We start from the raw sequence: 16,088 nt of genomic DNA, 5'->3' as shown, positions 1-16,088 counted from the left end.
ACGGGTGTGCCAATCTGGTGCATCGCCTCAGGCCGGGCCGAAATGCTCGACCATGAACTGCTCGAATGCCTTCGCTGCGCCGGAAGGGGCACGGTCCGCCAGCGAGATCACCGACATCGGCCGCGCCACGGCCGGCCGTACCAGCTTGCGGCTGACCAGCCCCGGAAGCATCGAATAGGCCGCCGCCGCACCCGGCACCACGGCGACGCCGAGCCCTTCGGCCGCCATGGCGAGCGCGGTGGTGAGCAGGGTCGCTTCATGCACGATGCGCAGTTCGGCCCCGGCCTGCGCGGCGGCCTGCTCGACGCGCCGCCGCACGCCGTAGCCGGCGCGCACGACGATCAGGTCGTGTGCGGCCAGTTGCTTCCACGTCATCGACCCGCCTGCCTGGAAGCTGGCGCTCCCGCGTCCTGCAGCCACCAGCCAGTCGCGCAGGAAGACGCGTTCGCGCAAGCCCGGCATGCCGGTTTCGAGGATACCCACCCCCAGGTCCACGCGCTGGCGCGTGATGCGCTCCACGAAGTCGAGCGGCGCGCAATCGTCCACGACGACCCGCACACCGGGATACCGCTCGCCGAAATGGCGCAGCGCACGCGGCAGCAGTGTCTGCGCCGTCGTTGACGTCGCCGCGATGCGGAGTACGCCTTGCTCGCCGGTGGCGAGGCCGCGCAGGGCGGCGCCCATGCCCTCCAGCTCGGCAAGCGCGCGTTCGGCATAGGCCAGCGCCTGCTCGGCCGCCGCGGTGCGGGCCAGCGAACGCGTGGTGCGGTCGAACAGCTTCACGCCCAGCCGGTCTTCCAGATCGCGCAACAGCACGGTGACCGCCGGCTGGGTGATGGACAGCTGCCCGGCTGCAGCGGAGACCTGCCCCGTGTGATAGACCGCGACGAAGGCCCGCAACTGCCGGACCGACGGCAGTCCGCGCATTGATAGTGTTTCTTTATGAATTGCCATACAGAATTCATTGTCGCGGATCAAGGCGAAAAGTTGTAATCGATGGCATGGAGACAAGAAACCACCACGACACACAAGTGCTGATCGTCGGCGCCGGCCCGGTCGGCCTCACGCTCGCCACCGACCTCGCGCAGCGAGGCATCCGCGTGCTCATCGCCGAAACGCGGCATCGCGGGGAACCGCCCAACGTGAAATGCAACCACGTGGCGGCGCGCACCATGGAGATCCTGCGCCGGCTCGGCGTGGCGAAGACGGTGCGCAACGCAGGCCTGCCGGCCGACTACCCGAACGACGTGGCCTACCGGACGAGCTTCACCGGCGAGGAGCTCTCGCGCATCGAGATCCCCGCGCGGCAGGACCGCGTGACGGACCGCCAGCAGCCGGACACCGGCGCGCCCGACACCTGGTGGCCCACGCCCGAGCCGCCGCATCGCATCAACCAGATCTACCTGGAGCCACTGCTGTTCGCGCATGCAGGGCAGACGCCCGGCGTCACGATCCTCAACCGCACGCGCATCGACCGCTTCGAGCAGGACGGGGACGGCGTGACGGCATACGGCGAGAACATCGACACGGGCGAATCCCTCATCGTGCGTGCGGACTACCTCATCGGCTGCGACGGCGGGCGCTCGGCCGTCCGCAAGCAGATCGGCGCGAAGCTCTCGGGCACCGACGTGGTGGGCCGGGTGCAGTCCACCTACTTCCGTGCGCCCTCGCTCATCAAGCTGCAGAAGCATGAACGGGCCTGGGCCACCTTCTCGCTCAACCCGCGACGCAGCGGCAATGTCTACGCCATCGACGGCAAGGAGACCTGGCTGGTGCACAACTACCTGCGCGCCGATGAGGAAGACTTCGAAGCCGTGGACCGCGACTGGGCGCTGCGCCAGATCCTCGGTGTCGGCCCGGATTTCGAATACGAGATCCTCAGCAAGGAAGACTGGGTCGGCCGCCGTCTCGTCGCCGACAAGTTCCGCGACCGGCGCGTGTTCATCTGCGGCGATGCCTCGCACCTGTGGATCCCGATGGCGGGTTACGGCATGAACGCGGGCATCGCCGATGCGATGAACCTCTCCTGGCAGCTGGCCGCGCGCATCCACGGCTGGGGCGGCGAACATGTGCTGGACGGCTACGAGACGGAACGCATGCCGATCACCGGGCAGGTGTCGCACTTCGCGATGAACCATGCGATCGCGCTGCAGAAGGAGCGCGAGGGCGTGCCCGCCGGCATCGAGGAACCGGGCGAGGCCGGTGAGCGCGCGCGCGCTGCCGCCGGCAAGGCGCTGTACGACCTCAACGTGCGGCAGTACTGCTGCGCGGGCCTCAACTTCGGCTATTACTACGACGCGTCGCCGCTCATCGCCTATGACGGCGAAAAGCAGCCGGCCTACGGCATGGACACGTTCACGCCCTCGACCGTGCCGGGTTGCCGCACGCCGCACCTGTGGCTGGACGACGGGCGATCGCTCTACGACGCGATGGGGCCCGAGTTCACGCTGCTGCGCCTCGACACGTCGGTGGATGTGACGCCTATCGTCGACGCCGCGCGCAGGCGCGGCCTGCCCCTCGTGGTGCTCGACGTGAAGTCTGCAGGGGCTGCAGGCCTGTACAAGGAGGCGCTCGTGCTCTCGCGCCCCGACCAGCATGTCGCATGGCGCGGCAACGCGGCTCCCCGGGATGCACTCGCACTGGTGGACCGCGTACGCGGTGCCCTGCCGATGGCCGCGCCGGAAGCCGGGATGCCGTCCCGGCTTCCGGCCGAGGCTTCAGTCGCCTGAACGCTCAGGCCGGAGTACTGCGGCCATGGCCGAGCAGTTCGGACAATTGCTGCGACTCGCGCAGCAGGAGCTGCGCCAGCTCTTCCAGGCGCGCCTTGTCCATGCGCACGTCGGGACCGAAGATGCCCATCGAACCCGCCACGCGGCCGCTCTGGTCGAAGAAGGGCACGGCCACGGCCACGGCGCCCTTGATGAGTTCGTTGCGGCTGGTCGCGTAACCCTGCTTGCGCACCTGCGCGAGTTCCTTCTTCAACTGTGCGGGTTCGGTCGGCAGGCCTTCGCAGAGCGCCACGAGCTGCTCCGGCGAGGGATCGGTCCACGCCAGCAGCGCACGGCCGCTCGCACCGAGCGCAGCACGCTCGCTGTAACCGACACCGCGCCGGAACGACAGCGGCTGCGGGCTCTGCAGTTCCGCCACGCACATGCGCAGGTTGCCGCGCGGCACGAACAGCGCGACAGTCTCGCCGGTCTCTTCCCACACACGGCGCACGATGGGTTGCGCCACGCGTGCGATGTCCAGGCTGGCCGACCAGGCCCACGCCATCCGCGCGACCGAAGGACCGAGGCGGAAGCGCTGCGGTTCACCGCTGGACGTGACGAAGCCGCTCTGCTCCAGCGTGTAGAGCAGGCGGTAGAGCGTGGGCCGGCTCAGGTCCACGCGCTTGAGGATTTCGCTCGCGGTGAGCTCGCTGTCCTGCGCGGAAAACGCGAGAAGGATGTCCAGCGCGCGCTCGACGGCGCGCACGCTGCCGTCACCGGCTTTTTCTGTGTCTGTCTTCTTGTCGGTCGTCATGGATTCACGGGACTGGACCCACCCTGGGGGCAATCCCTGGCTGCCCGGTGATCCCGGCATCAGGGAGAACGCGTATTGATCTGCATCATACAGTCCGTATAATGGATACTTGTCTCATCAGACGGACAAAGAAGCCGCTTGATGAGGCCTGCGTCCAACGGGCCCGCTTTCACCAACCACGCATGGAGACACACATGAACTTTTCCCGAAGGGCGATCGTCGCCCTCATGGCCGCAGGCACGACGGCGCTCTCGCTCGTCGCCACCCCGTCACTCGCGCAGGACGCGTATCCGGACAAGCCGGTGCGCATCGTCGTCGGCTTCGCACCGGGCGGCACCAACGACATCGTCGCGCGCGTCATCGCGACCAAGCTGACGGAGCGACTCAAGCAGTCGTTCATCGTCGACAACAAGCCGGGCGCGAACTCCGCCATCGGCAATGACCTGGTGGCCAAGTCGAAACCCGACGGCTACACACTGCTGGTGTCCGCAAGCGGAGGCCTCACCGTCAACCCGGTCCTCACCGCCAATCTGCCGCACGACCCGACGAAGGACTACGAGCCGATCGCGCTGCTGGGCACCTTCCCGCTGGTGGTCACGGTGAACCCGTCGCTGCCCGTGGACAACCTTTCTCAACTGATCGACTACGCCAGGAAGAACAAGGGCGGCACGCTCGACCATGGCGTGGCAGCCTCCTCGTTCCAGCTGGTGGCCGAACTGCTGGCCAACACCGCAGGCGTGAAGTTCAACCACATCAACTACCGCGGCTCCGGCCCCACCGTGATCGCGCTGATGGGCGGCGAGATCCAGGTCGCCGTGCTCGACAGCGCCGCCGTGATGGCGCAAGTGAAGGCCGGCAAGCTCAAGGCCCTGGCCGTCACCACGGCCAAGCGCGCCGCCGCGCTGCCCGACCTGCCGACCGCCGCCGAAGCCGGGGTCGCCGGCTACGACGTGCCGATCTGGTCTGCCTTCATGGCGCCCAAGGGCACGCCCGAACCGGTGCTGGCCAAACTGCGCGCCGCGATGAAGGACATCCTGGCCGAGAAGGACATGGTCGACCGCCTGCATGCACTGGGCATGGACCCGGGCAACACCGACGGTCCCGCGCTGATGCGCCGCATCTCCACCGACATCGAGCGCTGGAAGGTCGTGGCGAAGAACGCGAACATGAAGCCCGAGTGAGCACGGCGAGGCACCACGCATGAGCCCCTTGTCCGCCGTGAGCACCTTTCCCATCACGCTGCTGTTCGCCGACGGCGCCACGCGCGCCATCGAAGCCGGAGCCGGCCAGAAGCTGACCGACGCCGCGGAGGCCGCCGGCCTTTCGCTGCTGACCGATTGCGCCAACGGCCAGTGCGGCACCTGCGCCGCGCAGTGCGTGTCGGGATCGCTCGCGATGGATCACTACGACAGGTCGGTGCTGCCCGATGAAGACCGCGACGACGGCGCGGTGCTCTGCTGCGTGTCGCGCGTGCAGGGCCCGTGCATCGTCGAGCTGCCGTACGACGCGAGCGATGCGAGCGCCGACGAGCCCGAACCGCAGATGGGCCGCGTGCATGCGGTCACGCAGATCGCGCAGGACACCGTGCGGCTCGAAGTCGAAGTGGATGACGCGCTGCACTTCCTGCCGGGGCAATACGTACGCGTTCGCCCGCAGGGTGAAGCTCAGTGGCGCTCGTATTCGATGGCGAATGCGTCCGGCCAGACGCGGCTGGTGTTCTATGTGCGTCGCGTGGCGGGCGGCATGTTCTCGCGCTGGCTCGAAACCGCTGCCGCACCGGGTGCGCAGATGGAAGTGAGCGCGCCGCGCGGCAGCTTCTTCCTGCGCGACGAAGAACGGCCGCGCCTCTTCGTCGCAGGCGGGACCGGGCTCGCCCCGTTCCTCGCCATGCTGCGGCGCATCGGCGACGACGCCACGGCGGCCGCCGCGCCGACACGATTGCTGGTGGGTGTGCGCAGCGGTGCGCATCTCTTCGCACAGGAGGAGATCGAGGCACTGCGCACGCGCCTGCCCGGCCTGCAAGTGAGCTATGCGTCCGAGGAAGCCGTGGCCGATGGTTGCCACCAGGGTTTCGCAACCGACCTGATCGACGCCGTGACGCTGGATCCGGCGACGCGCGTGTACCTGTGCGGCCCGCCGCCGATGGTGGACGCAGGCCGCGACGCCGCCGTGCGCGCCGGCATCCGCCGCAGCGACGTGCTGTGCGAGCGCTTCGCCTGACACGCACGCCCCCACGCATACATGCACCCGCACCTGCGCCCGCAAGGATTCTTGTAGAGAGAGCACCGACCCCATGAACTACGACCAGATGATCGACACCGATCACGGCCAGATCAGCCGCGAGATCTTTTCCGCCAAGTCCGTCTTCGACGAAGAACTGGAGAAGGTCTTCACGCGCGCCTGGCTGTTCGTCGGCCATGAAAGCCTGATCCCCAACCCCGGCGACTACTTCGCCTCGCGCATGGGCGCGGAGTCGGTCATCCTCACGCGCGACAAGAAGAACCAGATCCATGTGTTCCTCAATTCATGCCGCCATCGCGGCATGAAGGTCTGCCTGTACGACCATGGCAACACGCAGCTCTTCACCTGCCCGTACCACAGCTGGAGCTACACCACCGAAGGCAAGCTGTTCGGCGTGCCACAGTACAAGAACCTGTATGAAGGCTGCCTCGACAAGAACGAATGGTCGCTCATCGAAGTGGCCAAGCTGGTCAACTACAAGGGCACCATCTGGGCCACGTGGGACAAGGACGCGCCGGACTTCCTCACCTACCTCGGCGCGGCGAAGGAACACCTGGACCTCGCGCTCGATCACCGCGACGGCAGCGAGGGCGGTTCGGAAGTGCTGCTGGGTGTGCACAAGTGGATCATTCCCTGCAACTGGAAATTCGCGGCCGAGAACTTCCTCGGTGACACATACCACAACGTCAGCCACCGCTCGGTGGACCTGATCGGCATCGGCCCGAGCGCCGAGGTGGGTGTGAAAGGCCGTCGCGACAACGAACTCGAATTCGCGCAGCACCTGTGGGTGAACTTCCCCGGCGGGCACGGCGTGCACTCGGCCATCGTGCCCGAGAACTCGCCGTTCGTGAACACCTTCCAGAACAACCAGATCATTGCGGACTACTTCCGCGAGTGCCACGAGAAGCGCACGAAGCTGCTGGGCGACAAGGCGCGCCTCGTGCCCTTCGTCGGCACCATCTTTCCGAACGCGTCGTTCCACGGCAAGCAGCCGCGTTCCATCTGCGTGTGGCATCCGCACGGCCCCGAGGCCACCGAGGCCTGGCGCTTCTTCCTGGTGGACAAGAACGCGCCGCAGGAGGTGAAGGATTTCCTGCGCATGTACTACATGCGCTACTCCGGCCCGGCGGGCATGACCGAGCAGGACGACATGGAGAACTGGAACTACGCCACCGCGGGCAGCCGCGGCGTGATCGCCAAGCGCTATCCCTACAACTACATGCAGTCCATCGGCCGCGTGCAGGCGCCCGGCACCGGTCCGGTGGCCGGCAACGTGAGCCTCCAGGTGAGCGAGGAGAACCCGCGCCAGTTCTACCGCAGCTGGCTCGACTACATGAACGGGGAGGACTGGGAAAAGATCCTCTCGGACGACCCTGAGGCACGCGTAACGCATCACGCGCGCGCGGCGCAGGAAGCGTGACGCGCATGCCCGTCGTCATCGTCACCGGCGGCACCTTCGGCATCGGCCAGGCCATCACCGTGCTGCTCGCGCAGCGCGGCTGGCAGGTCGTGGCGCTGGGCGTTGCGGCGGCGCAGGTGTCGAGCACCGCCGCGGGGCTCGACGGCGTTCAGGCCGAACTCGCGCAACTCGGCCTGTCGGCCGACGTGCTGGAGGCGGATGTCTCGAGCGCGAAAGATGTGGCACGTGCGGTGGAACACGCCGTCTCGCGCCACGGCCGCATCGACGCGCTGGTGAACAACGCGGCCATCGGCCCGCTGGGCACCATCCTGGACACCGACGAAGACACCTGGGACCGCATCCAGGACGTGAACCTCAAGGGCGCGTACCTGTGCAGCCGCGCGGTCATCCCGCACATGAAGAAGCAGGGTGGCGGCGCCATCGTGCACGTGGGCTCCGGCGCAGGCTGGGGCAAGCCCAACATGGCGGCGTATGCGTCGTCGAAAGGCGGCATGGTCGCGCTCACGTCTGCGATGGCCTACGACCACTTCCACGACCATGTGCGCGTCAACATGGTCATTCCCGGTGGCGGCGGCATCATCAGCGGCATGAGCGTAGGCCGCATGGGCGGCGATGTCGACAAGTTCGTGCGGCGAGGTGCACCCGGCACCGTGGCCGGCCGGCCGGCCACCGGCACCGACATCGCGAAAGCCGTGGCCTTCCTGCTTTCCGACGACGCGGCCGTCATCTCGGGCACGGTGCTCGACGTCGGCTGCTTCTTCCACCAGGGCGGACCGGTGCCGCCGCGCCCTGAAAACACCCACTGACGCAGTCAAAGAAAACATCATGGAAACGATTGCCAACCCCACCGACAAGACGCCAGCGCCCGCGGCGGACACGGCAGCGCCCGCCGCGCCGCCGCTCGTGCGCGACCTGCGCTACTTCCAGCTTCGGCAGGAAGCCGAGGAATTCCTCTACGACGAATCGGAAATGCTCGACCAGCGCCGCTATCTGGAATGGCTGGACACCCTGGCCGACGACCTCGTCTATTTCATGCCGATGAAGCGCAACGTGAAATTCGGAAAGCACGCGACGCAGGAAGACACGCGCTTCGAGAAAGACATGAGCTGGCTGAACGAAGGCAAGTGGACGCTGCGCAAGCGCGCCGAGCAGATCCTCACCGGCGTTCACTGGGCCGAAGAGCCGCTCTCGCGCGTGTGTCACATGGTGAGCAACGTGCAACTCACCGCCATCGGCGATGCGACACCCGGCGCGGAGAAGCTCAACGTGCGCAGCCGCTTCCTGATCTACCAGAACCGCGTGGAGTACGAGCAATACTTCTTCGTCGGCAAGCGCAACGACGTACTGCGCCGCGAAGACGGCCGCTGGTTGCTGGAGCGCCGCGAGATCACGCTCGACCAGAACGTGCTGCTGGCCAAGAACCTCACCGTGTTCTTCTGAAAGGGCGCACATGTCATCCGTACACCTGATGGACCTGCAGCCCGGCCAGCGCATCGCGCTGAAGAACCAGGCGGTCTGCGAGGTCCTCGAGAACATGGGCGATGGCATCTGGGTGCAGGTGCGCTACATCACGTCGCCGTCGGACCCGTCGATGGAAGGCTCGGAAGAGCTCTGCCATTGCGAGGAAGTGGTGCGTGTGATCGACGGCTAGGACACCGTCGTCATCGCCAGACACCCATTCAGGGACAGACAGAAGACAAACCAGAAACCCGGAGACAAGCCTCATGAACAAGACCTTCCAGCGCGCCCGCCGCGCGTGCCTCTCGACCGTCGCTTCCGCTGCAGTGGCTGTGGTTGCAGCCATGTCCGTCACCACCGGCGCGTCGGCACAGACCTGGCCGGAACGCCCGGTCACGCTGATCGTGCCCTTCGCGCCGGGCGCATCGTCCGACGGTCTCGCGCGCATCCTCGCCACCGAGCTTTCCACATCGCTCGGCAAGCCCGTCGTCGTGGAGAACAAGCCGGGCGGCGGTGGCGCGACCGGCCTCATCCTGGTGTCCAAGGCCGCACCTGACGGTTACACGATCGGCATGGGCGCGACCGGCGCGCTCGTCATCAACCCGCACGTGCCGGACTCGCCATCGCTCGATCCGCTCAAACAGCTCGCGCCGCTGGCGAAGATCGCGGACATCCCGCTGGTGCTCGTCGCTTCCAAACGCTCGGGCTTCAACACCGTGAAGCAGGCCATCGACGGCGCAGCGCAGAAGGACGATGCCGTGGCGTTCGGCTCAACCGGCAACAACACCGCACAGCACCTGTCGGGCGAACTTTTCTCGCAGCAGGCAAAAGTGAAGATGGTGCACGTGCCCTACCGCGGCAGCGCGCCTGCCGTCACCGATCTGCTGGCCGGCAGCACGCCCATCGCCTTCGTCGACCTGACCTCCGCCTACCAGCATGTCAAGGCCGGCACGCTCACCGCCATCGGCGTGACCAGCCCGGCACGCTCCGTGGCCGCACCCGAAATCCCGACCATCGCCGAAGGCGGCCTGCCCGGCTACGCCGCCACCGCATGGATGGGCATCCTGGCGCCCGTCGGCGTGCCCCCTGCCGTGATGTCGCGTCTGGACAAGGAAATCCAGACCATCCTCGCGCGCCCGGACATCCGCACCCGCGTGCTGGCGCTCGGCGCGGAACCGGCGTATCTGGACAGCGCCGCGTTCGGCAAATTCATCAGTGCGGAATCGCAGAAGTGGAAAGGCCTGGTCGCCTCGGCCACGCCGGCCCAGCCCAAATAAGAAACCAGGCAACAGGACAGGAACCACGATGAACGCCCCCCTGCCAACCGAAGCCACGCGCGTTCCCGCACCCGCCGGCATGAGCCCCGAAGAATGGACGCTGCGGCTCGACCTCGCGGCCTGCTACCGCCTGTTCGACCACCTCGGCTGGACCGAGCTGATCTTCAACCACATCACCGCGCGCGTGCCGGGGCATGAGGGCGCTGCGGCGCGCTACCTCATCAACCCCTTCGGCCTGCACTACGCGGAAGTGACCGCGCGCAACCTGATCTGCATCGACCTGGCCGGTCGGGTGCAGGACGGCAGCACGCACGCGGTGAATGCGGCCGGCTTCGTCATCCACAGCGCGGTGCATGCCGCACGCGACGACGCGCACTGCATCATGCACACGCACACCACCGCCGGTTGCGCCATCTCGTGCAAGGAAGAAGGCCTGCGCCACGACAACTTCTACAGCGCCATGATGTACGGCGACGTCGCTTATCACGAGTACGAAGGCGTCACCACCAGCCTGGACGAACAGCCGCGCCTGGTGGCGTCGCTGGGCACGCGCAACCACCTCATCCTGCGCAACCACGGACTGCTTGCCGTCGGCCCGGACATTCCCGGTGCGTTCAACCGGCTGTGGACGCTACAGCGCGCCTGCGAGATCCAGCTTGCAAGCGACGCGGGCGCCGGCCCCAACAGGCAGATCGACCTGCACATCCTCGAGAAAGTGCCGGCCACGCGCGTGGGCGCGTCGAACCGCGACCACGTGAACCGGATGGCGTTCGAGGCGATGCTGCGGCGCGCGGGAATTTCGCGGGCGGACATTTCCTGAGTCATTCGACAGGCGGGTCTTTGCGGGCCCGCCTTTTCTTCGACTTGACAACATACCGGCTGTTCGGTATCTTTCACTGATCTGCATCAGCACAGACATCAGGAGACAGTGGCAGTGGAAAACTTGTTCGACACGCGCGACCTGCGGAGGGCGTTTGGCCGTTTCGCCACCGGGGTCACCGTGGTCACCGCCGCACTGCCGGACGGCCAGCGCATCGGCGTCACGGCCAATTCATTCACCAGCGTATCGATGTCTCCACCCCTCATCAGCTGGAACTACCGGCGCGATGCGCGCGGCCTGCCGCTCTTCATGGAGGCCGGTCACTTTGCGATCCATGTGCTGGGTCAGCACCAGATGCACCTGTCACCGCGTTTCGCATCGGCACTGCCGGACCGTTTCGACGGCGTGCCGCTGTCCGAGGGTTGGGGAGGCGCGCCACTCATCGACGGATGCAGTGCCACGTTCGAGTGCCGCAAGTGGTCCATCGTCGAAGCCGGCGACCACGTGATCATCCTGGGGGAAGTGTTGCGCTACTCGCACACCGACTGCACGCCGCTGGTATTTCACGGGGGCGACTACCTGCAGTGGCCAGAGGCACGGCAGGCATGAAGTCCCGCCCGCTAGCGCGTGGACTTGCGTGGCGCCTTGCCTGCCCGCTCGTCGGGGAACTGCGCCATGACGTCGTGCCAGAGCTTCAGCACAACGGTGTCCCGGTCGCGTCCGCGCAGGAACGAGCCCAGCGCAAGGCCGCGCACGATGACCACGGACAGTTCCATGGCGCGCTCGCTCCATGCGCGCGAATGACCGGCGCGTCCGAAGGCATCCAGCCACGCTGCGTTCACCGCCACGCGGAATGCGTTGGCAGCAGGCCGCACGGCCTCCATGATCTCGGGCGCCGTGCGCCCCACGTTGATGACTTCGTGCTGCGTGAGATAGCGCGGACCGGAATAGAAACGGTACGAATCGTCAATGAAGGCACGCAGCGGATCGGCCTTTGCGGCGGCCGACGTCGCAGCGCGCACCGACTCGACGGCTGCCTGCTCGTAGGTATAGACCACTGCGGCAACCACCAGGTCGAGCTTGGCCTTGAAGTGGTGGACACGCGCACCGCTGGAGACGCCCGCGCGTGCGCTGATCTCGGCCGAGGTCGCGCCCGCGAAGCCCTTCTCGGCAATGCAGTCGATGGTGGCGCTGATCAGGCGCTCGCGCGTGGCGCCGCTGCGCTCTTCCTGAGTAGGACGGGGATTCTTGCGGATTGCGGGCATGGTGTCCGAGAAAACTGACCAAAAACATACCGAACGAACGGAATGATAAAACATGATCCTGCACCTTGATGTCCATGGACAGGTTAGCCTCGCCGAACCTTCAGACTTCCGGCGGCTGCATTGCGAGTTCGCATTGCCCGCTGCACGTCACGATCACGCCGCCTTTCTGCTGCGGGGGATTGCCCAACTGGAGCAGGACGGCGCTTGGATCGAACTGGCATGGATGCGCACGCAGGCACCGCCTGGTGATGCGTCCTGGCTCCACGCCTTCGAGCAGATGATCGCGCAAGCCCGGCCCCACGGCTGGGTGAGCGCCGACGGCCTTCGCGTGAAGGCACACGTGATGTGGACTGCGCCCGATCTCTCCGGGCCGGCCATTCTTGAAACAAGGACCCTGACGTGAAATTCGGAATCTTCGACCACCTCGACCGGCGCGACGTGCCGCTGCACCAGTACTACGCCGACCGTCTGGAACTGGTTGCGCTGTACGACCGCCTCGACTTCCATGCGTACCACGTGGCCGAGCATCACGCGACGCCGCTGGGCATGTCGCCATCGCCCTCGGTTTTCCTTTCATCCGTGGCACAGCGCACACAGCGGCTGAAATTCGGCCCGCTGGTGTACACGTTGCCGCTCTATCACCCGCTGCGCGTGGCGGAAGAGATCTGCATGCTCGACCACCTGAGCCGCGGCCGGTTGCAGGTCGGCGTGGGTCGCGGCATCTCGCCCATCGAAGTCGGCTACTACGGCGTCGATCCGGCCAGGTCACAGGCGATGTACATCGAAAGCTATTCGGTGATGATGAAGGCGCTCACGCAAGACGTGCTCGACCACCAGGGCGAATTCTTCCAGTTCCGCGAAGTGCCGATGCAATTGCGCCCGCTGCAGCAGCCACATCCGCCGATCTGGTATGGCGTGGGCAATGCAGACGGTGCGGACTGGTGCGTGGCCAACAACGTCAACGCTGTCGTCAACGGCCCGATCGGTCGCGTGCGCGAAATCACCGACCGGTTCCGCACGCAATGGGCAGCCGCCGGCAAGCCTGAAGCCGACCTGCCGCTGATCGGCACCAGTCGCCACATCGTCGTGGCCGACACCGATGCGAAGGCCGAGGCGATCGCCGCGCGCGCCTATGCGCGTTGGTACGCAAGCTTCATGTACCTGTGGCACCGCCACGGAACCGCTCCGCAGTTCGCACCGTTTCCCGCCGAGTTCCGCACGGCACAGGAAATGGGGCTCGCGATCGCAGGCAGCGCATCCACCGTGCGCCAGCTGCTGGGTGAACAGATCGGGCGCGCGGGCGTCAATTACCTCCTGTCGCGCTTTGCCTTCGGCGACCTCAACGTGGCCGAGTCCACCCGCTCGATCGAGCTTTTCGCGGCGGAAGTGATGCCTGCGCTGCAGGAAGAAGCCACGCCCGCATGAGCGCGCTCCCTCCCACTTTCCTGTCGCGCGGCGCGGCCCACGCATCGCCGGTGCTGATGCTGCACGGCATTGGCTCGACCGCAGCCGGCTGGGCGCCGCAGCTTGTTGCGCTGGGTGCGACACATCACGCCATCGCATGGAATGCACCCGGCTATGCGGACAGCCCGCCGCTGCCCGATGACAGCCCCACGGTCGCCGACTATGCGGCCGTGGTGCTGGCGTGGATGGACAGCCTGCACATCAGGCAGGGCGCCCTTGTGGCAAGTTCATGGGGCGGTCTGATCGCGCTCGCCTTCGCGGCAGCCCATCCTGACCGCGTGACCCGGCTCGTGCTCTCCGGCCCCACCGCAGGTGCAGGACACCTGCCAGCAGAAGAACGCTCAACCATGCTCAGGGCCCGTGGCGATCGCGCACGGCAGACCGGCATTGCGCCGATGCTCGCCCAGGACGTTGCAAAGCTGGTGGCACACAACGCCGGTGAAGCCCTGCGCGAACGCATCCGCCAGGCCCAGCATGGGGTCACGCTGGGCGGCTATCTGCAGGCGATGCACGCGCTCGTGCAGGCGGACGGCGTCCAACTCATCGGACAAGTCCGCTGCCCCGTGCTGGTCGTCGCCGGCGACGACGATCTCATCGCACCGCCGGCGCAGCATGCGCTGCGACTGGCACAGGCCGCCCCGCATTCGCAACTCGTGCGCGTCGCGCGTTGCGGCCATCTGCCACATGCCGAGCACCCCGATACTTTCATCCTGGAAGTGCTGGGGTTCATCGACGCCGGAACCCATTCAACACAAGCACCCAAGGAGACATCCAGATGACATCCCGACAACCCCTGCGCCGCCTCGCGCTCGCCTCCCTGCTGGTCGTCGGCTTCAGCGCCGCCGCACTGGCGCAGACGCCGCCGTGGCCGGCCAAACCGGTGAAATTCATCGTCCCGAGCAACGCAGGCGGCAGCCCGGATCGCGTGACACGTCTGCTGGCAGAGCGCCTCGCGAAGAAATGGAACCAGCCTGTGGTGGTGGACAACAAGGCCGGGGCGACGTCCATCATCGGCACTGACTTCGTGGCGAAGTCACCGGCCGACGGCTACACCTTGCTGTCCACGTTCACGTCCTTCGTGCAGGTGCCCGCGCTCTTCAAGAAAGTGCCCTACGACACCGAGAAAGACCTCATCCCCGTAACCCAGACCGTTTCGGTGGATGTGCTGTTCCTGGTGCGGGCCGATTCGCCCCACAAGACGCTGCGCGACTTCGCCGCCGCCGCGAAAACCGCGAATCCGCCGCTGAGCTACGGCTCTTTCGGCAATGGGTCGTCATTCCATATCTACGGCGAGAAGATGAACAAGGCGCTCGGCATCAACCTCACGCATGTGCCCTACAAGGGCGAACTGCCGTCCACCACCGACCTGCTCGGCGGGCAGCTCGACTCGTCGTTTGCGTCGATCGGGACTGCACTTCCATTCCTCAAGGCCGGTCGTCTGCGCCCGCTCGGCCTCGTGTCGCCCAAGCGCTCGCCCGTCGTGCCCGACGCGCCGACGTTCGCCGAAATGGGCGTGGCCATGCCCGAGGTGGCCGGCTGGTTCGGTGTGCTCGCCCCCGCAGGCACGCCGCCATCCGTCGTGCAGAAGGTGGCGGCGGACATCCGCGAAATCCTCACCCAGGCCGACGTGGTGCAGACGCTGCGCGACCAGGGTCTGGAGCCGGTCGCCAGCACACCCGATGTCTTCAAGACGCGCATCCAGGCCGACCTCGGCCAGTGGAAGCAGTTGCTGCCCGAGGTGGGCATCAATCCCGGCGACTGATCAGAGGAACATCCCCCCCGAAGCCTCGATGCGCTGCGCATTCACCCAGCGCAGATCGGGTGTGAACAGCGACGCGATGACACCGCCGATGTCGTCGGGCACACCGACGCGGCCCAGCGCGGTCTGCGAGGCGACGAAGGCGTTGAGCTGTGCGTTGTCGCGCACGGCGCCGCCGCCGAAGTCGGTCTCGATGGCGCCGGGGGCGACCACGTTCACGGCAATGCCGCGTGCGCCGAGCTCCTTGGCCATGTAGCGCGTGAGCACCTCGATGCCGCCCTTCATCGCCGCATAGGCGGCATAGCCCGGCAGCGCAAAGCGCGCGAGGCCGGAGGACACGTTGACGATGCGGCCGCCATCGGCGATGAGCGGCAGCAGCTTCTGCGTGAGGAAGAACACGCCCTTCAAGTGGATGTTCACCATCTCGTCGAACTGCGCCTCGGTGGTTTCGGCGATGCCCGCGTGCACGCCGGTGCCGGCGTTGTTGAGCAGGTAGTCGAAGTGTTCGCGCTGCCACTGGCTGGCCAGGATGCCCTTCACCTGAACGGCAAAGTCCGTGAAGCCTGCGCTGCGCGACACATCCAGCGGCAGCGCCACGGCGCGACGGCCCAGGGCCGCGATTTCCGCAACGACCGTGTCTGCCTCGTCCTTGCGGCTGCGGTAGGTGAGGATGACGTCGATGCCCTTGTTCGCGATGGCCAGCGCCGCATTGCGGCCGAGACCGCGGCTGCCACCGGTGACGACGGCGATGCGGGTTTCTTGCGTGGTGGTGTTCATTTCGGGTTCCTTTCGGTCCTGTTGATTGGAATGGAGGAAAGTCTATTGACTCGAATTCAATAGATAAATCATTTGAAATTGATAA

18 protein-coding genes are annotated in these 16,088 nt (G+C 66.6%); 14 read left to right on the top strand and 4 right to left on the bottom strand.

Annotated elements, in window-relative coordinates; all coding sequences use genetic code 11:
* Positions 1-27 precede the first annotated feature (27 nt).
* Complete coding sequence (locus ACO2Q9_RS11485; protein ID WP_423311403.1) at positions 28-927, bottom strand: LysR family transcriptional regulator; 900 nt, start codon at positions 925-927, stop codon at positions 28-30.
* A gap of 74 nt (positions 928-1,001) precedes the next feature.
* On the opposite strand from ACO2Q9_RS11485, the gene ACO2Q9_RS11480 reads away from it, so the two are divergent.
* Positions 1,002-2,729: an FAD-dependent oxidoreductase gene (locus ACO2Q9_RS11480; RefSeq protein WP_423311401.1), complete on the top strand. Its 1,728-nt coding sequence runs from the start codon at positions 1,002-1,004 to the stop codon at positions 2,727-2,729.
* A 4-nt stretch (positions 2,730-2,733) separates the two neighbouring features.
* Here the strand turns inward: ACO2Q9_RS11480 and ACO2Q9_RS11475 are convergent, their stop codons facing one another.
* Positions 2,734-3,522 (bottom strand): IclR family transcriptional regulator, encoded by a 789-nt coding sequence (locus ACO2Q9_RS11475; protein ID WP_423311399.1) that lies wholly within the window; start codon positions 3,520-3,522, stop codon positions 2,734-2,736.
* A gap of 194 nt (positions 3,523-3,716) precedes the next feature.
* On the opposite strand from ACO2Q9_RS11475, the gene ACO2Q9_RS11470 reads away from it, so the two are divergent.
* The 9 genes from ACO2Q9_RS11470 (at position 3,717) to ACO2Q9_RS11430 (ending at position 11,347) form a co-directional block, all read left to right on the top strand.
* On the top strand, positions 3,717-4,703 hold the full coding sequence (locus ACO2Q9_RS11470; RefSeq protein WP_423311397.1) for a Bug family tripartite tricarboxylate transporter substrate binding protein: 987 nt from the start codon (positions 3,717-3,719) through the stop codon (positions 4,701-4,703).
* Positions 4,704-4,722: 19 nt separating this feature from the next.
* On the top strand, positions 4,723-5,742 hold the full coding sequence (locus ACO2Q9_RS11465; protein ID WP_423311395.1) for a 2Fe-2S iron-sulfur cluster-binding protein: 1,020 nt from the start codon (positions 4,723-4,725) through the stop codon (positions 5,740-5,742).
* 73 nt (positions 5,743-5,815) lie between these two features.
* On the top strand, positions 5,816-7,183 hold the full coding sequence (locus ACO2Q9_RS11460) for an aromatic ring-hydroxylating oxygenase subunit alpha (protein WP_423311393.1): 1,368 nt from the start codon (positions 5,816-5,818) through the stop codon (positions 7,181-7,183).
* A 5-nt stretch (positions 7,184-7,188) separates the two neighbouring features.
* Positions 7,189-7,989 carry an SDR family NAD(P)-dependent oxidoreductase gene (locus tag ACO2Q9_RS11455; RefSeq protein ID WP_423311391.1) on the top strand — a complete coding sequence of 267 codons (801 nt, stop codon included), beginning with the start codon at positions 7,189-7,191 and terminating at the stop codon, positions 7,987-7,989.
* Between the two features lie 19 nt (positions 7,990-8,008).
* Entirely contained in the window at positions 8,009-8,623 is a 615-nt protein-coding gene (locus ACO2Q9_RS11450) for a 3-phenylpropionate/cinnamic acid dioxygenase subunit beta (RefSeq protein ID WP_423311389.1), read from the top strand.
* 10 nt (positions 8,624-8,633) lie between these two features.
* Positions 8,634-8,834, top strand: coding sequence for a hypothetical protein (locus tag ACO2Q9_RS11445; RefSeq protein WP_423311388.1), 201 nt, complete (start codon positions 8,634-8,636; stop codon positions 8,832-8,834).
* 73 nt (positions 8,835-8,907) lie between these two features.
* On the top strand, positions 8,908-9,918 hold the full coding sequence (locus tag ACO2Q9_RS11440) for a Bug family tripartite tricarboxylate transporter substrate binding protein (RefSeq protein WP_423311386.1): 1,011 nt from the start codon (positions 8,908-8,910) through the stop codon (positions 9,916-9,918).
* A 28-nt stretch (positions 9,919-9,946) separates the two neighbouring features.
* Positions 9,947-10,738, top strand: a complete 792-nt coding sequence (locus ACO2Q9_RS11435) for a class II aldolase/adducin family protein (RefSeq protein ID WP_423311384.1) — start codon at positions 9,947-9,949, stop codon at positions 10,736-10,738.
* 114 nt (positions 10,739-10,852) lie between these two features.
* Positions 10,853-11,347 carry a flavin reductase family protein gene (locus ACO2Q9_RS11430; RefSeq protein WP_423311382.1) on the top strand — a complete coding sequence of 165 codons (495 nt, stop codon included), beginning with the start codon at positions 10,853-10,855 and terminating at the stop codon, positions 11,345-11,347.
* A gap of 11 nt (positions 11,348-11,358) precedes the next feature.
* Here the strand turns inward: ACO2Q9_RS11430 and ACO2Q9_RS11425 are convergent, their stop codons facing one another.
* Entirely contained in the window at positions 11,359-12,003 is a 645-nt protein-coding gene (locus ACO2Q9_RS11425; RefSeq protein ID WP_423311380.1) for a TetR/AcrR family transcriptional regulator, read from the bottom strand.
* A 52-nt stretch (positions 12,004-12,055) separates the two neighbouring features.
* On the opposite strand from ACO2Q9_RS11425, the gene ACO2Q9_RS11420 reads away from it, so the two are divergent.
* Genes ACO2Q9_RS11420 through ACO2Q9_RS11405 form a run of 4 tightly spaced genes read left to right on the top strand, consistent with a single transcriptional unit; the run spans position 12,056 to position 15,229 of the window.
* Positions 12,056-12,406 carry a hypothetical protein gene (locus ACO2Q9_RS11420; RefSeq protein ID WP_423311378.1) on the top strand — a complete coding sequence of 117 codons (351 nt, stop codon included), beginning with the start codon at positions 12,056-12,058 and terminating at the stop codon, positions 12,404-12,406.
* Positions 12,403-13,428: an LLM class flavin-dependent oxidoreductase gene (locus ACO2Q9_RS11415; protein ID WP_423311376.1), complete on the top strand. Its 1,026-nt coding sequence runs from the start codon at positions 12,403-12,405 to the stop codon at positions 13,426-13,428. The genes ACO2Q9_RS11420 and ACO2Q9_RS11415 overlap by 4 nt, the downstream gene beginning before the upstream one ends.
* Entirely contained in the window at positions 13,425-14,246 is an 822-nt protein-coding gene (locus ACO2Q9_RS11410; protein WP_423311374.1) for an alpha/beta fold hydrolase, read from the top strand. Before ACO2Q9_RS11415 ends, ACO2Q9_RS11410 begins: the two co-directional genes overlap by 4 nt.
* Positions 14,243-15,229, top strand: coding sequence for a Bug family tripartite tricarboxylate transporter substrate binding protein (locus ACO2Q9_RS11405; RefSeq protein WP_423311372.1), 987 nt, complete (start codon positions 14,243-14,245; stop codon positions 15,227-15,229). The genes ACO2Q9_RS11410 and ACO2Q9_RS11405 overlap by 4 nt, the downstream gene beginning before the upstream one ends.
* On the opposite strand, the gene ACO2Q9_RS11400 is transcribed toward ACO2Q9_RS11405, so the two are convergent.
* Entirely contained in the window at positions 15,230-16,003 is a 774-nt protein-coding gene (locus tag ACO2Q9_RS11400) for an SDR family NAD(P)-dependent oxidoreductase (protein WP_423311370.1), read from the bottom strand. It lies immediately after the preceding gene.
* Positions 16,004-16,088: the final 85 nt, after the last annotated feature.

Origin of the sequence: Variovorax sp. VNK109, assembly GCF_049445855.1 — a bacterium.
In the GTDB taxonomy this organism is placed as follows: Bacteria; Pseudomonadota; Gammaproteobacteria; order Burkholderiales; family Burkholderiaceae_C; genus JAGOCV01.
The sequence above is the reverse complement of the archived record's forward strand: the minus strand, read 5'-3'. Positions and strand labels throughout refer to the sequence as shown.

Bases quoted from the DNA above. Each gene is read 5' to 3' on its own strand.
- ACO2Q9_RS11485 (WP_423311403.1), bottom strand. From the start codon at position 927: ATGCGCGGACTGCCGTCGGTCCGGCAGTTGCGGGCCTTCGTCGCGGTC.
- ACO2Q9_RS11480 (WP_423311401.1), top strand. From the start codon at position 1,002: ATGGAGACAAGAAACCACCACGACACACAAGTGCTGATCGTCGGCGCC.
- ACO2Q9_RS11475 (WP_423311399.1), bottom strand. From the start codon at position 3,522: ATGACGACCGACAAGAAGACAGACACAGAAAAAGCCGGTGACGGCAGC.
- ACO2Q9_RS11470 (WP_423311397.1), top strand. From the start codon at position 3,717: ATGAACTTTTCCCGAAGGGCGATCGTCGCCCTCATGGCCGCAGGCACG.
- ACO2Q9_RS11465 (WP_423311395.1), top strand. From the start codon at position 4,723: ATGAGCCCCTTGTCCGCCGTGAGCACCTTTCCCATCACGCTGCTGTTC.
- ACO2Q9_RS11460 (WP_423311393.1), top strand. From the start codon at position 5,816: ATGAACTACGACCAGATGATCGACACCGATCACGGCCAGATCAGCCGC.
- ACO2Q9_RS11455 (WP_423311391.1), top strand. From the start codon at position 7,189: ATGCCCGTCGTCATCGTCACCGGCGGCACCTTCGGCATCGGCCAGGCC.
- ACO2Q9_RS11450 (WP_423311389.1), top strand. From the start codon at position 8,009: ATGGAAACGATTGCCAACCCCACCGACAAGACGCCAGCGCCCGCGGCG.
- ACO2Q9_RS11445 (WP_423311388.1), top strand. From the start codon at position 8,634: ATGTCATCCGTACACCTGATGGACCTGCAGCCCGGCCAGCGCATCGCG.
- ACO2Q9_RS11440 (WP_423311386.1), top strand. From the start codon at position 8,908: ATGAACAAGACCTTCCAGCGCGCCCGCCGCGCGTGCCTCTCGACCGTC.
- ACO2Q9_RS11435 (WP_423311384.1), top strand. From the start codon at position 9,947: ATGAACGCCCCCCTGCCAACCGAAGCCACGCGCGTTCCCGCACCCGCC.
- ACO2Q9_RS11425 (WP_423311380.1), bottom strand. From the start codon at position 12,003: ATGCCCGCAATCCGCAAGAATCCCCGTCCTACTCAGGAAGAGCGCAGC.
- ACO2Q9_RS11420 (WP_423311378.1), top strand. From the start codon at position 12,056: ATGATCCTGCACCTTGATGTCCATGGACAGGTTAGCCTCGCCGAACCT.
- ACO2Q9_RS11410 (WP_423311374.1), top strand. From the start codon at position 13,425: ATGAGCGCGCTCCCTCCCACTTTCCTGTCGCGCGGCGCGGCCCACGCA.
- ACO2Q9_RS11405 (WP_423311372.1), top strand. From the start codon at position 14,243: ATGACATCCCGACAACCCCTGCGCCGCCTCGCGCTCGCCTCCCTGCTG.
- ACO2Q9_RS11400 (WP_423311370.1), bottom strand. From the start codon at position 16,003: ATGAACACCACCACGCAAGAAACCCGCATCGCCGTCGTCACCGGTGGC.